This window comes from Pseudomonas sp. WS 5079 (genome assembly GCF_012985465.1).
Lineage (GTDB): Bacteria > Pseudomonadota > Gammaproteobacteria > Pseudomonadales > Pseudomonadaceae > Aquipseudomonas.
In genome coordinates this window covers 328,334-342,520 of the sequence record NZ_JAAQWN010000007.1, presented here as the reverse complement: position 1 = coordinate 342,520, position 14,187 = coordinate 328,334, and the positions used below count along the sequence as shown (strand labels likewise).

15 protein-coding genes are annotated in these 14,187 nt (G+C 62.2%); 6 read left to right on the top strand and 9 right to left on the bottom strand.

Going from position 1 to position 14,187, the window contains the following annotated elements:
- Positions 1-49: 49 nt before the first annotated feature.
- On the bottom strand, positions 50-274 hold the full coding sequence (locus HBO05_RS20390; protein WP_169954092.1) for a DUF1161 domain-containing protein: 225 nt from the start codon (positions 272-274) through the stop codon (positions 50-52).
- A 115-nt stretch (positions 275-389) separates the two neighbouring features.
- Complete coding sequence (locus HBO05_RS20385) at positions 390-605, bottom strand: dodecin (RefSeq protein ID WP_029290270.1); 216 nt, start codon at positions 603-605, stop codon at positions 390-392.
- Positions 606-760: 155 nt separating this feature from the next.
- Here HBO05_RS20385 and HBO05_RS20380 point away from each other — a divergent pair, with 155 nt between their 5' ends.
- Positions 761-1,087, top strand: coding sequence for a DUF883 family protein (locus HBO05_RS20380; RefSeq protein WP_016969656.1), 327 nt, complete (start codon positions 761-763; stop codon positions 1,085-1,087).
- Here HBO05_RS20380 and HBO05_RS20375 read toward each other — a convergent pair.
- On the bottom strand, positions 1,084-1,980 hold the full coding sequence (locus tag HBO05_RS20375) for a LysR family transcriptional regulator (RefSeq protein WP_172313865.1): 897 nt from the start codon (positions 1,978-1,980) through the stop codon (positions 1,084-1,086). The genes HBO05_RS20380 and HBO05_RS20375 overlap by 4 nt on opposite strands.
- A 108-nt stretch (positions 1,981-2,088) precedes the next feature.
- On the opposite strand from HBO05_RS20375, the gene trpB reads away from it, so the two are divergent.
- A complete protein-coding gene (gene trpB / locus HBO05_RS20370) occupies positions 2,089-3,315 on the top strand; it encodes a tryptophan synthase subunit beta (RefSeq protein ID WP_169954090.1) in 1,227 nt (408 codons plus the stop codon).
- Complete coding sequence (trpA, locus tag HBO05_RS20365) at positions 3,316-4,125, top strand: tryptophan synthase subunit alpha (RefSeq protein WP_172313863.1); 810 nt, start codon at positions 3,316-3,318, stop codon at positions 4,123-4,125.
- Positions 4,126-4,169: 44 nt separating this feature from the next.
- Here trpA and HBO05_RS20360 read toward each other — a convergent pair whose 3' ends face one another.
- From HBO05_RS20360 to HBO05_RS20335, 6 genes are all read right to left on the bottom strand, one after another.
- A complete protein-coding gene (locus HBO05_RS20360) occupies positions 4,170-5,486 on the bottom strand; it encodes an MFS transporter (RefSeq protein ID WP_170057454.1) in 1,317 nt (438 codons plus the stop codon).
- Between the two features lie 177 nt (positions 5,487-5,663).
- Positions 5,664-6,812 carry a galactonate dehydratase gene (gene dgoD, locus HBO05_RS20355; protein ID WP_032857121.1) on the bottom strand — a complete coding sequence of 383 codons (1,149 nt, stop codon included), beginning with the start codon at positions 6,810-6,812 and terminating at the stop codon, positions 5,664-5,666.
- Positions 6,813-6,859: 47 nt separating this feature from the next.
- Complete coding sequence (locus HBO05_RS20350) at positions 6,860-7,480, bottom strand: 2-dehydro-3-deoxy-6-phosphogalactonate aldolase (RefSeq protein ID WP_172313861.1); 621 nt, start codon at positions 7,478-7,480, stop codon at positions 6,860-6,862.
- A 1-nt stretch (position 7,481) separates the two neighbouring features.
- A complete protein-coding gene (locus tag HBO05_RS20345; RefSeq protein ID WP_170057456.1) occupies positions 7,482-8,447 on the bottom strand; it encodes a 2-dehydro-3-deoxygalactonokinase in 966 nt (321 codons plus the stop codon).
- A gap of 163 nt (positions 8,448-8,610) precedes the next feature.
- A complete protein-coding gene (locus HBO05_RS20340; RefSeq protein WP_169954086.1) occupies positions 8,611-8,937 on the bottom strand; it encodes a DOPA 4,5-dioxygenase family protein in 327 nt (108 codons plus the stop codon).
- 31 nt (positions 8,938-8,968) lie between these two features.
- Positions 8,969-9,916, bottom strand: coding sequence for a LysR family transcriptional regulator (locus tag HBO05_RS20335; protein WP_172313859.1), 948 nt, complete (start codon positions 9,914-9,916; stop codon positions 8,969-8,971).
- A gap of 103 nt (positions 9,917-10,019) precedes the next feature.
- Here HBO05_RS20335 and betC point away from each other — a divergent pair, with 103 nt between their 5' ends.
- From betC to HBO05_RS20320, 3 genes are all read left to right on the top strand, one after another.
- The gene (gene betC, locus HBO05_RS20330) at positions 10,020-11,534 is read left to right on the top strand and encodes a choline-sulfatase (RefSeq protein WP_172313857.1); all 1,515 of its coding nucleotides are present in this window, start codon (positions 10,020-10,022) and stop codon (positions 11,532-11,534) included.
- Positions 11,535-11,552: 18 nt separating this feature from the next.
- Positions 11,553-12,470, top strand: a complete 918-nt coding sequence (gene choX, locus HBO05_RS20325) for a choline ABC transporter substrate-binding protein (RefSeq protein WP_172313855.1) — start codon at positions 11,553-11,555, stop codon at positions 12,468-12,470.
- Positions 12,471-12,621: 151 nt separating this feature from the next.
- The gene (locus HBO05_RS20320) at positions 12,622-14,184 is read left to right on the top strand and encodes a SulP family inorganic anion transporter (protein WP_172313853.1); all 1,563 of its coding nucleotides are present in this window, start codon (positions 12,622-12,624) and stop codon (positions 14,182-14,184) included.
- The last annotated feature ends 3 nt before the right edge of the window (positions 14,185-14,187 follow it).

Here is a 14,187-nt window from a genome sequence, read left to right as displayed (position 1 = left end):
ATAAAAAAACCGACGCTCTGGCGTCGGTTTTTATGTCTGCCGCACGGGATCACCTACGGTTGTAGACGATTTCCTTGGTACCACCTTCGCAACTGCCGACCACTTCGCCGTTGGTTGCGCTGCCTTTTTCGACAATTTCCAGGGTGTACCCGGACGCACCATTGGCCTGGATCTTGGCGTCGATTTCGCTTTTCAGCTCGCCACAATCCTTGCCAGCCGCCAGGGCTGTACCTGCCAGGCTCAACAAACCTACCGCTAACAGAAACTTTTTCATCCGTTACTTTCCTTGCGCTGATCAAAAAATGTACGCCGACGCATAGGGCATCGGCGCCCAAAGGGTGTAGCGCAGGTTATGGCAATCGGCCAGCGTGCAAGTTCAACCAACCCCGTCAACTATTGGCAATACGAAAGCCCACCTTGAGTGTCACCTGGAAGTGCGCGGCCTTGCCGTCCTTGATGTGGCCACGGGTTTCGGTGACCTCAAACCACTCCAGGTGCTTGATGCTCTTGCTGGCCTCGGCCAGCGCATTGTTGATGGCGTCCTCGATGCTGGTTGGGGACGAGCCCACCAGTTCGACTTTCTTGTAGGTGTGATGATCAGTCATGAGTGTTCTCCTGGGTCGATTAATGAAGCCTAGCAGTGATTCTTCTTACTGCTTCTGGCGACTCTTCTCACTTGAAAGTTCAGATTTACTGCACTTTCTGAAACCCCCGCAGTCGGAATCAACACACGTTACTCATTCACTCCAGGAGAGCCCACATGGCCAACACCTCTTTACGCAAAGCGTCATTGGAAAGCATGGAAGCCGAGATTTCGAGCCTGCTCAAATCCCTTGAGAGCCTCAAGGACGATGCGTCTGACGAGTCGCGCAAAACCCTGAAGGCCCTCAAAAGCAATGCCGAGAATGCCCTCAAGCACTCCCGCCACTTGATCAGCGACGCCTACGAAGAAAGCAAAGTGAAAATCCGCGAAACCGGGGCTGCCACCCGTGACTACGCACAGGAGCACCCTTGGACCACCGCCGGCGTTGCCGTTGGCGCACTGGGCCTGCTGGCGGCTTACCTGCTGTGCAAACGCGGTGACTAAACCGGCTGGCGCGCAAGCTCAGCCTTGAGCCATTGCGCCAGCTGCCGGGCGCGCCCATCCGCGGCGCGCTTGGGTAGCCACAACGCCAGTTGCGCCGGGGTTTGACTAAAACCCCATGGCGCAACCAAGCGACCGGCGCGCACGTCCTCCGCCACCAGCGGTTGCGGTGCGATCGCCACCCCAAGGCCAGCCACGGCCGCCTCCAGCAAATAATACAAATGCTCAAACCCCTGGCCGTACTTCAATGCGCCGGGCTCGATGCCATGGTGCTGTGCCCAATTGGGCCAGGCTTGCGGGCGCGAAGTGGTGTGCAACAGGGCTTCGCCCAGCAGAGCCTGGGCGGGTGCCTGGCACAGGGCTTGGTAGTGGGCAAAGTGCGGGCTCATCACCGGGCCAATCCGCTCGCTCGCCAGCTCGTAGACCTGCATATCCGCAGGCCACGGCGGCTCGGCAAACAGCAGCAGGGCGTCCAGGCCCGGGCGCCTTGGATCAAGGTCGCCTTCGCCCGCCGATAGATGCAGACGCAAATCCGGCAAGTCGGCATTCAAGCGCCCCAGGCGCGGAATAAACCAACGCGCCAGCAGACTGCCGGAGCAGCCAAGGACAAACGGCGCGTCGGCGCTGCTTTGGGTCAACTCCCCGCACACATCCCGCAGACGCTCGAACGCCTCGAAGCTGGCATCGCGCAGCCGCACGCCGGCATCTGTGAGTTTAATGCCGCGTCCATCCTTGACGAAAAGACTCACCCCAAGGTGTTCGTCCAACACTTTCAGTTGTCGGCTGACCGCACCGTGGGTCACATGCAATTGCTCGGCTGCCTGGCTGACGCTGTTGAGGCGGGCGGTGGCTTCAAATGCACGCAGGGCATTAAGCGGCGGAAGGTCTCGGCTCATCTGTGAGTTTTCCTGACAGGTTGCGGCGATCTTATCGGTTTTCACGGTCCGGCGTCAGGGGTAGAGTGGCCGTCATTGCCTCTCCCAACTTTCTTCCTGGAGCGCACCATGACTCAGTCCCAGACCGATTTACGCAACGGCCCTGATGCCAACGGCCTGTTTGGCGCGTTCGGCGGCCGCTACGTGGCGGAAACCCTGATGCCGTTGATCCTCGACCTGGCCCGCGAATACGAAGCAGCCAAGATCGATCCGGCCTTCAACGAAGAACTGGCCTACTTCCAGCGCGACTATGTCGGACGCCCAAGCCCGCTGTACTTTGCCGAACGCCTGACCGAGTTCTGCGGCGGCGCCAAGATCTACCTCAAGCGCGAAGAGCTCAACCACACCGGCGCGCACAAGATCAACAACTGCATCGGCCAGATCCTGTTGGCGCGGCGCATGGGCAAGAAACGCATCATCGCCGAGACCGGCGCCGGCATGCACGGCGTGGCCACCGCCACCGTCGCCGCGCGGTTTGGCCTGCAATGTGTGATCTACATGGGCACCACTGATATCGAGCGCCAGCAGGCCAACGTGTTCCGCATGAAGCTTTTGGGCGCCGAAGTGATCCCGGTGGTGGCCGGCACCGGCACCCTCAAGGACGCGATGAACGAAGCCCTGCGCGACTGGGTGACCAACGTCGACAGCACCTTCTACCTGATCGGCACCGTGGCCGGCCCGCACCCGTACCCGGCGATGGTCCGCGACTTCCAGGCCGTGATCGGCAAGGAAACCCGTACCCAGTTACAAGCCCAGGAAGGCCGCCTGCCCGACAGCCTGGTGGCGTGCATCGGCGGTGGCTCGAATGCCATGGGCCTGTTCCACCCGTTTCTCGATGACACCAGTGTCCAGATCATTGGCGTTGAAGCCGCCGGCTACGGCATCGAGACCGGCAAGCACGCGGCCAGCCTCAATGGCGGCGTACCAGGCGTGCTGCACGGTAACCGCACCTTCCTGTTGCAGGACGACGACGGCCAGATCATCGACGCCCACTCGATTTCCGCGGGCCTCGACTACCCCGGCATCGGCCCTGAGCATGCGTGGTTGCACGATATCGGCCGCGTCCAATACACCTCGGTAACTGACGACGAAGCCCTCGACGCCTTTCACAAATGCTGCCGCCTGGAAGGGATTATTCCTGCACTGGAAAGCGCCCACGCCCTGGCCGAAGTGTTCAAGCGCGCACCGAGCCTGCCCAAGGATCACCTGATGGTGGTCAACCTGTCGGGCCGTGGCGACAAGGACATGCAGACCGTGATGCACCATATGGAACAGTCTCAGCAGGAGAAACACTAAATGAGCCGCCTGCAAACCCGCTTTGCGCAACTCAAGGAACAAAACCGCGCCGCCCTGGTGACCTTCGTCACCGCCGGCGACCCGGGGTATGACACCTCCCTGGCGATCCTCAAGGGCTTGCCGGCAGCCGGCGCCGATGTGATCGAGCTGGGCATGCCCTTCACCGATCCGATGGCCGACGGTCCGGCGATCCAACTGGCCAATATCCGCGCGTTGGGCGCCAAGCAGAACCTGCTGAAAACCCTGCAGATGGTGCGCGAGTTCCGCCAGGGCAACAGCGATACGCCGCTGGTGCTGATGGGCTACTTCAACCCGATCCACATGTACGGCGTGCCGCGCTTTATCCATGACGCAAAAGAGGCCGGCGTGGACGGCCTGATCGTGGTCGACATGCCGCCGGAACATAACAGCGAACTGTGCGACCCGGCCCAGGCCGCAGGCATCGACTTTATCCGCCTGACCACGCCCACCACCGACGATGCGCGCCTGCCCACCGTGCTCAACGGCAGCTCCGGGTTTGTGTACTACGTGTCGGTGGCCGGTGTGACCGGTGCCGGTGCCGCCACCCTGGAACACGTGGAAGAGGCCGTCGGCCGCCTGCGCCGGCATACCGACCTGCCGATCAGCATTGGCTTCGGCATCCGCACCCCGGAACAGGCCGCCGCCATCGCCCGCCTGGCGGACGGTGTGGTGGTGGGGTCGGCGCTGATCGACCACATCGCCAATGCCAGCAACGACCAGCAAGCGATTGATGGGGTGTTGAGCCTGTGTGCGGCCTTATCCGAAGGTGTACGCAACGCCCGTAAATAAGCCCCCCCTTGTAGGAGCGAGCCAAGCTCGCTCCTACAACAGCTTTATTCCTTCAGCTCGATCCGCTCGACCTTACCCACCAGCAGTATGTAAGACAGCGCCCCCAGCAGCGCCAGCACCGCAATGTAGGTAATCGCCGGCGCAAACGAGTCGCCCGTGGCCAGAAAGCCAATGACGATCGGCGTGGTGATCGCCGCCAGGTTGCCGATGAAGTTGAACACCCCACCCGTCAACCCCAACAGTCGCGCCGGCGCCAGTGTCGAGACCAGCGACCAGGTGATCGACGCCAGGCCGTTGCCGAAAAACGCCACCGCCAGGAATGCAATCACCAGTGGCGTGGAATCCACGAAGTTGGCGCCGATGATTGCCGTGGAGATCAGCAGGCCACTGATGATCGGCAATTTGCGCGCAAACCCCACCGAGGCGCCACGGCGGATCAGCCAGTCGGAAAACAGCCCGGAACACAACACCCCGACAAACGCCGCGAGAAACGGCAGCGAGGCAAGCAGGCCGGACTTGATGAAGTCCATGCCGCGATATTTCACCAGATAGGTTGGGAACCATGTCAGGAAAAACCACAGGGTCGAGTTCAGGCAGAACTGGCCCAGGTAGATGCCCCACAGCTTGCGTTGGGTCAGCACGATACCCAGGTCGACCCAACTGAAAGGCGCCTTGCGCTTGGCGGTTTGTGCATCCAGGTCCACCAGGCCGCCGCCTGCGCGGATCAACTCGATTTCTGCGCTGTTGACCCCTTTGAAATCCCGCGGCTCGCGGTACACCGCATACCACACCAGTGCCCAGAGGATGCCCACCGCGCCGGTGCTGATAAACACCATGTGCCAGCCATAGTGATGCTGCAACCACGCCAGTACCGGGGTAAGGAACGCCAGCCCGACGAACTGCCCGGACGTGTAGAAACCAATGGCCGTGGCGCGCTCACGCTCGGGAAACCAACTGGTGACGACCCGACTGTTGATCGGATAAGCCGGCGCTTCCAGGGCACCCACCGCCATGCGCAACACAAACAGCGCGATAAAGCTTGCGGCAAACCCCAGCATCACCGTGGCAATCGACCACAACAGCAAGGCCACGGTGTACAAAATGCGCGGTGGCACCCGGTCCACCAGCCAGCCGCCGGGGATTTGCATGGCGGCGTAGGTCCAGCCGAACGCCGAGAAAATCAGCCCCACATGCACCGGGTCGATCCCCAGCTCGCTGGTCAGGGCCGGCGCGGCAATCGACAGGTTGCTGCGGTCCAGGTAGTTGATCACCACCGTGATAAACAGCAGGACCATGATGAAGTAACGCTTGCGGCTGGGCGTGACGAGGGACGCCTGGCCGGTGAGGGTTTCAGGGTGCATGGGGGGAGCCTCTTATTATGTTTATTGAGGTCTGAAAAAATTGACTGAAGAAACCGTACTCAGTGTGGGAGCGGGCTTGCTCGCGATAGCGGTGTGTCAGTGCCTGATAAGTTGGCTGATTTACCGCAATCGCGAGCAAGCCCGCTCCCACATTGACCGCGCTCTTTCAGGCAGGGCTTACCACTCGGCAAAACTGCCATCGGCATGCCGCCAGATCGGGTTGCGCCAGCGGTGACCAATGGCCGCGCGCTCGATCACGTATTCCTCGTTGATCTCAATCCCCAGCCCCGGCCCGTTGGGGATTTTCACAAAGCCCTGGTCGTAGTCGAAAACCCCCGGATCGCGCACGTAGTCGAGCAAATCGTTGCTCTCGTTGTAGTGAATGCCCAGGCTTTGCTCCTGGATAAACGCGTTGTAGCAAACCGCATCCAGTTGCAGGCACGCCGCCAGGGCAATCGGGCCCAGCGGGCAGTGCAGGGCCAGGGCCACGTCGTAGGCTTCGGCCATGTTGGCGATCTTGCGGGTTTCGGTGATGCCGCCGGCGTGGGATGCATCCGGCTGGATGATGTCGACGTAACCTTCACTGAGCACACGCTTGAAATCCCAGCGCGAGAACAGCCGCTCGCCCAGGGCTATCGGGGTGCTGGTCAAAGGCGCCAGTTCCTTGAGCGCTTCGTAGTTTTCGCTGAGCACCGGTTCTTCGATAAACATCAGCTTGTACGGGTCCAGCTCTTTCATCAGCACCTTGGCCATGGGCTTGTGGACGCGGCCATGGAAGTCCACGCCAATGCCGACATTCGGGCCGACCGCGTCGCGCACGGCGGCCACGTTGGCCAGGGCCTGGTCGACCTTGTCGAAGGTGTCGAGAAATTGCAGCTCCTCGGTGCCATTCATCTTCACCGCCGTAAACCCCCGGGCCACGGCTTCTTTGGCCGCACGGGCGGTGTCGGCCGGGCGGTCGCCGCCGATCCACGAGTAGACGCGGATCTTGTCCCGCACCTGGCCGCCCAGCAGGTCGCTGACCGACACGCCGAGGGCCTTGCCCTTGATGTCCCACAACGCCTGGTCGATCCCGGCCAGGGCGCTCATATGAATCGCGCCGCCCCGGTAGAAGCCGCCGCGATACAGCACGGTCCAGATATCTTCGATATTGCGTGGGTCTTTGCCGATCAAGTAGTCGGACAATTCCTCGACCGCCGCCGCCACGGTGTGGGCGCGGCCTTCAACCACGGGCTCGCCCCAACCGGTTACACCCTGGTCGGTTTCCACTTTGAGGAAGCACCAGCGCGGCGGCACGATAAAGGTGGTCAGTTTGGTGATTTTCATCTTCTTATCTCTCTTGTCGGATGCGGCGCCTGAGGCGCCAGGCACACTCAGTTCAAGGCATTCCAGGCAGCGACATACGCCTGGGCACGGCTCGCCACCTGCTCGACCGTCATGCCGGGCTTGAACAGCCCGGAGCCCAGGCCAAAGCCCTTGACCCCGGCGTCGACGAACACTTGCATGTTGTCCGGGGTAATCCCGCCCACCGGCAGCAGGACCGTGCCGGCCGGCAACACCGCCAGCCAGGCCTTGACCACCGCCGGGCCCATTTGCTCGGCCGGGAACAGCTTGAGCACATCGGCCCCTTCGGCCAGGGCGGCGAAGGCTTCGGTGGGCGTCGCGACCCCGGGCGACAGGTACAGGCCCGCAGCTTTTGCGGCACGCAGCACCTTGGCATCGCTGTGGGGCATGACGATCACCTGGCCACCCGCCGCCTTCACCCGCCCCACCTGCTCGGGCGTCAGCACGGTGCCAGCGCCGATCAGGCAGTCGGCGGGCAACGTCTCACGCAGGGTGCGGATGCTGGTGTAGGGATCTGGCGAATTGAGCGGCACTTCGATCACCCGGAACCCGGCCTGGTACAGCACCTGGCCGACAGCGCCAGCCTCATCCGGGCGCAGGCCACGCAGGATCGCGATCAAACCGTTGTGTGTGAGTGCTTGCTTGAGCATGTCAGGCCTCGATTGCAGGTTGAATGAGCCCGGCGGCCAGCGCCAGTTGCCACAGGCCGCGCTCGGTCGCTGCTTGCGCGAGGCTGACGTGGTGCAAACCACACAGGGCGAGGGCACGTTGGTAGCGGGCGCAGAGGGCGGCGGCGCCCACCAGGATGATCGGCGTGTGGCGCGCACGGTCGGGCAAGCCGGCCAGTTCATGGCCGATCAGCAGGCCGGACAGGTAGTCGGGCTGCTGTTCAGGAGTCAGTTCTGCGGTCAACCCCAGGGTACGCGCGCTGAACAGGGTCGACAGCACACCGCGCCGGCCATCCTCTGAAAGTGCCACGCGCACACCCCGGTCAAAGGCGTCGGCCTGAAACTGCCCGGCGATCTTTTGCGTACGCCCCAGAATGCTGTGCTTGCTCAGCACCGCGAACAGTTCGCCGGTCATGAAGGTGTCGAAATGGGTAATGCGGCCTGCGACCACCTCGACCCATTTGGAATGGCTGCCGGGCAGGCCGATCAATAATTCAGCGCTGGCTGGCAGGCTTTGCAGCACGCCGAGCACCTGGGTTTCTTCGCCGCGCATCACGTTGGGTAAACCGACCTGCTCGATCACACCGGGCACGATATGCACATCCACACCGCGCAAACTGCGCACCTTGTGCAGCGCCAAGCCCAGGCTGGCGACGTCAACCGGCGTCTTGCGATAGGCCGCCTCACCCCACCCCTGGGCGCTGCCGACCATGCCGCAGGCTATCACCGGCAGCTCGGGCTGGGCGTCGAGCCAGTCGCCGCACGCGGTATCAAAGGCCAGCTCAAACCCATCGCTGCAATGAACACCACCGATCAATCGCGGTTCGCTGGGCAAATGCATGATCCCCGACGCCAGCGAGCGCTGTTCGAGGACCTGGCCACCTGGGCCGAGCTTATAGGCACGAAGGGAACTGGTTCCCCAATCGAGCGCGATCAATTGCGCCGGCATCGCTTCACCTGGAATGTGGCAGATGGCCGACTATAAACCTAAGGCTGAAAATATCTCAATATATAAATATCAATCCCATATAGTGGAACAATGCCGAAAAAATCCCCACGCCCCTGCGCTGTTCTTCGCACCTGAACGTGAGGACTCAACTGACAGCAACTGGTTAAAAAATCGACAAATCCAACGGCCGCATGGCGCCCATCCAGATCGCATAGTCGGTGTGATCCTTCAGGTCATCGCCGGTATCCGGGTGCAGAAACACCACCAACCCGTTGCGGTTGAGCGCCAGCCACGGCAGCGCCACGCCGATGTACTCGGGGTCGAACGCCAGCTGGCAGCTCCAGTCCGGATGCGGGCCCACCGGGCGCTCGTGCATACGCCCCATGCGCACCGGGAAGATGGCCGCCGCGTCTTCGCAGAGCTTGCGCGCCTGGTCGAGGGTGCTGGCGTCGAAGTAGATATGGGCGTGGTAGCCCTTGATACGTTGCATGACTGGCTCCGGACTCGTTGATCGGCCGATCCTAGACCGCAATCGACGGCAGGGCCAGCCCGGCCAGGGACTGCGCGCTGCTGGCCTGCTCGGCCGCCAGCCAGTCGACAAACCGTTCGATCAACTGCCCGCGCCGTTTGCGCTGGGGCAATACCACGTAATAACCAAAGCGTGAGATCACCGTGTCGCCAATCGGCCGGCACAGCCATTTCTGCTCCAGCAGGTTATCCACCAGATGGCGCCAGCCGATGGCCACGCCCTGGCCGGCAATCGCCGCCTGGATCAACAGGGTGTAATTGTCGAAACGCAGCAGGCCGGGGGTCGGTGCGGCGGTGATGCCCAGTTCGCGAAACACCCCGTTCCAGTCGAACCACTGGCTGTTTTCCTGGCGCAGGTGCAATAGCGGCAGCTCCTGCAGGCTTTGTAGCGACAGCGGCGCGGCGCGGCCCTTGAGCAGTTGCGGGCTGCACACCGGGAACACTTCCTCGTTGAACAACCACTGGCTGTGGCCCTGGCGAAAACGCCCATCGCCAAACAACACCGCCACATCGATGTCACTGCGCAAGGCCGCGTGGTTGCGCTCGCTGGTGACCAGGCTCACATCCACCTGCGGGTTGGCCTCATGAAAGCGATGCAGTCGCGGCATCAGCCAGTAGGCGGCGAAGGCGAAGTCGGTCGCCACTTGCAACACTTCGTGCTGGTCCTGCTCCGTGATTAGACCCAGGCCCGCATCAATGCTCTGCAATCCGGCCTGGACGTGCTCGAACAACAGCAGGCCCGCGTCAGTCAATTCGATGCCGCGGTAGATACGGTCGAACAGGCGTACTGCCAGCTGTTCTTCCAGGCGCTTGATCTGCTGGCTGACGGCCGGCTGGGTGGTGCCCAGCTCCATCGCAGCCGCTGTAAAGCTGCGATGACGGGCGGCGGCTTCAAAGGCGCGCAACAGATCCAGCGACAGGTTTCCCAGGGCTTTATACATAAGCGGTGCTTATCCTAGACATTGCTTTTCATGGGCTTTACCACGGTTTCCATGGCCTGCATGCTCAATCGCATAAACACTGACTATGGAATGCCGAGAGACCATGAAGCGCAAGAACATTCTTTTCATCATGGCCGATCAAATGGCCGCGCCGTTGCTTCCGTTCTACGGCCCTTCGCCGATCAAACTGCCCAACCTCAGCCGCCTGGCCGCACAAGGCGTGGTGTTCGACGCCGCGTACTGCAACAGCCCGCTGTGTGCGCCGTCGCGTTTTACCCTGGTCAGCGGCCAGTTGCCGAGCAAGATCGGCGCCTACGACAACGCGGCGGATTTCCCCGCCGATGTACCGACCTATGCCCACTACCTGCGCCGCCTCGGCTACCGCACGGCGCTGTCGGGCAAGATGCACTTTTGCGGGCCGGACCAGTTGCACGGCTATGAAGAGCGCCTCACCAGCGATATCTACCCCGCCGACTACGGCTGGGCGGTGAACTGGGATGAGCCCGACGTGCGCCCCACCTGGTATCACAACATGTCGTCGGTGCTGCAAGCCGGCCCGTGTGTGCGCACCAACCAGCTGGATTTCGACGAAGAGGTGGTGTTCAAGGCCCAGCAGTACCTGTTCGACCATATTCGCGAGGACGGCGACCAGCCGTTCTGCCTCACGGTTTCCATGACTCACCCCCACGACCCGTACACCATTCCCAAACCGTTCTGGGATCTGTACGACGACAATGACATCCCAATGCCTACAACGCCGGCCCAGGCCGACCTGGACCCGCATTCCCAGCGCCTGCTCAAGGTCTACGACCTGTGGGACAAGCCGCTGCCTGTGGATAAGATCCGCGATGCGCGGCGCGCTTACTTCGGGGCGTGCAGCTACATTGACAGCAACGTCGGCAAACTCCTGCAAACCCTGCAGGACACAGGCCTGGCCGAGGACACCATCATCGTGTTCTCCGGCGACCACGGCGACATGCTCGGCGAGCGGGGGCTCTGGTACAAAATGCACTGGTTTGAAATGGCCGCGCGGGTGCCGCTGCTGGTCAGTGCACCGGGGCAATTCAAGGCCGGGCGGGTGAGTGCGGCGGTGTCCACCGCCGACCTGTTGCCGACCCTGGTGGAGCTGGCCGGCGGCGAGCTGGACCCCAACCTGCCGCTGGACGGCCGCTCACTGGTCCCGCACTTGCAAGGGCAGGGCGGGCATGACGAGGTGTTCGGCGAGTACATGGCCGAAGGCACCATCGGCCCATTGATGATGATTCGCCGGGAGGCCTACAAATTCATCTACAGCGAGGACGATCCTTGCCTACTGTTTGATGTGCACCACGACCCACGTGAGCAAGAAGAACTCAGTCAGTCGCCGGCCCATCGTGCGTTGTTCGAGGCGTTCCTGGCCGAAGCGCGGGCCAAGTGGGACATGCCGGCGATCCACCAGCAAGTGCTCGCCAGCCAACGCCGTCGGCGCCTGGTATGCGAGGCGCTGGCGGTGGGCAAACTCAAGAGCTGGGATCACCAGCCGCTGGTAGACGCAAGCCAGCAGTACATGCGCAACCATATCGACCTCGACGATCTGGAGCGCAAGGCCCGTTATCCACAACCCTGCCAAAACCAATAAATCAGTAAGGGGAAGGCCATGCAAAAGTTATCCACAATCGTGAGTGCAGTGTTGTTGCTCAGTGCCACCCATGCGTATGCCGACACCCGTTGCGAGACGGTAAAGATGGCCGACCCCGGCTGGAGCGACATTGCCGCCACCAATGCCATCGCCGGTGTTTTGCTCAGCGGCATGGGCTACAAGGCCAAGATCGATACCCTGGCGGTGCCGATCACGTTTGGCGGGCTCAAGGACGGCCAGGTGGATGTGTTTCTGGGCAACTGGATGCCGGCGCAGCAGGGCTTCTATGACAAGTTCGTGGCCAATGGCGATGTGGTGCAACTGGCGAAAAACCTCGAGGGCACCCAGTTCACCCTCGCGGTGCCGGACTATGTGTGGGAGGCCGGTGTGCGTGACTTTGCCGACCTGAACAAATTTGCCGACAAGTTCGACAAAAAGATCTACGGCATCGGCTCCGGCGCGCCGGCCAACCTTTCGCTGCACGAGATCATCAAGAAAAACGACTTCGACCTCAGCCAGTGGAAGCTGATCGAATCCAGCGAACAGGCGATGCTCGCCGAAGTGTCCAGGGCGGTGAAGCGCGAGCGTTTCGTCACTTTCCTGGGCTGGACACCGCACCCGATGAACGTGCAGTTGAAGATGCGTTACCTCAAGGGCGGCGAAAAATACTTCGGCGACACCGGCAATGTGTACACCCTGACCCGCAAAGGTTATGCACAGGCCTGCCCGAATGTGGCCAGACTGCTGACCAACCTTACGTTTACCCAGGATATGGAAAACAGCATCATGGCCGAGGTGGTGAACAACAAGGTCAGCAATGCTGACGCGGCGAAGGCATGGATCAAGGCCAATCCGGCGGTTTTGGACAAGTGGCTGGAGGGGGTTGAAACCCTCGATGGCCAGGATGCATTGGCGGCGGTCAAAGCCAAACTCTAAATATTGCCCTGGTTCCTACAGGTCTTCCTATCACCCTGTAGGAGCCGGCTGCCGGCGAAGAATTCGAAAACGCCGCGTTTTTTCAGGCAACCCGCGTTATCGTTATCCATCTTCGCGAGCAAGCTCGCTCCTACAGTATTTCGAGCGATCCATGTCCCGGCCCCACAGTCTGCTCCCATTCCTGCGCTGGCTGCCACGCCAGACCCGCGCCAGCGTCGGCCGGGATGCGCTGGTCGGCCTCAGCGGCGCGGTGCTGGCCTTGCCGCAATCGATCGCCTACGCCCTGATCGCCGGCCTGCCCCCCGAATACGGCCTGTATGCGGCGATCATCCCGGTGCTGATTGCCTGCCTGTGGGGTTCGTCCTGGCATTTGATCTGCGGCCCGACGGCGGCAATTTCCATCGTGCTCTACGCCAGCATCAGCCCGCTGGCGGTGCCTGGCTCCCAGGACTACATCACCCTGATCCTGCTGCTGACCTTGCTCGCCGGCGTATTCCAATGGCTGTTGGGCATGTTGCGCTTTGGCGCGCTGGTCAATTTCGTCTCCCATTCCGTCGTCCTCGGCTTCACCCTCGGCGCGGCGGTGGTCATCGCCCTGGGCCAGTTGCCCAACCTGCTGGGGCTCGACCTGCCCAGCCAGGCCACGGCCATCAACAGCCTGCTGGCGCTGATCGACCATGGTGGCGAGTGGGATCGCCCGTCACTGGCCCTTGGCCTGGGCACCTTGCTGGTGGGCGCGCTGCTTAAATACTGCGTGCCGCGCTGGCCAAGCCTGTTGATTGCCCTGGCAGTAGGCAGCCTGGCGGCGTGGGCGTGGCCGGCGATGTTCGGGCATGTGGCGCGGGTCAGCTCATTTGTTGGCCAACTGCCGCCGTTCAGCCCGTTGCCGCTGGACCTGGACATGGTCCTGCGCCTGCTACCCAGCGCCGTGGCGGTGGGCATGCTGGGGCTGGTGACCAGCCTGTCGATTGCCCGCTCGCTGTCGGCGCGCTCGCAACAGTTGCTCGACGCCAACCAGGAAGTACGCGCCCAGGGTTTATCCAATATCGTCGGCGGATTTTTCTCCGGCTACCTGTCGGCCGGATCCTTCACCCGCTCGGGCCTGAGTTACGAGGCGGGCGCCTGTTCGCCGCTGGCGGGGGTGTTTTCGGCATTGTGGGTCGCACTGTTTGCGCTGTTTGGCGCGGCGGTGATTGCGCACATCCCGATCCCGAGCATGGCCGCCAGCATCCTGCTGATCTGCTGGGGCCTGGTGGATCATCGGGGCATCCGCGCGCTGTGGCGGGTCAGCCGTGCAGAGTGTGTGGTGATGGGCCTGACGTGCCTGGCCACCTTGCTGCTGGAGCTGCAAACGGCAATCTATGCCGGGGTGCTGGCATCGCTGTTCTTCTACCTCAAGCGCACCTCGCAGCCACGGGTGCAGCAATGGCGCGATGGGGACGACGATGTGCTGCGGGTCGGTGGCTCGATCTTCTTTGGCGCCAGCCATTACCTGCAAGTGCGCTTGCAGCGCCTGCAAGGCCAGCGGGTGGTGATCGAGGCGCAGCAGATCAACTTTATCGACTATTCCGGGGTGGAGATGCTGCACCAGGAAGCGCGGCGGTTGCAGGGGTTGGGACGCAGCCTGACGCTGCGCCGGGCGCGGCCGCAAGTGGTGGAGGAGTTGAGGAAGCTGGAAGGGGCGGACAAATGCCCGATCCTTTTCGAAGACTGACAC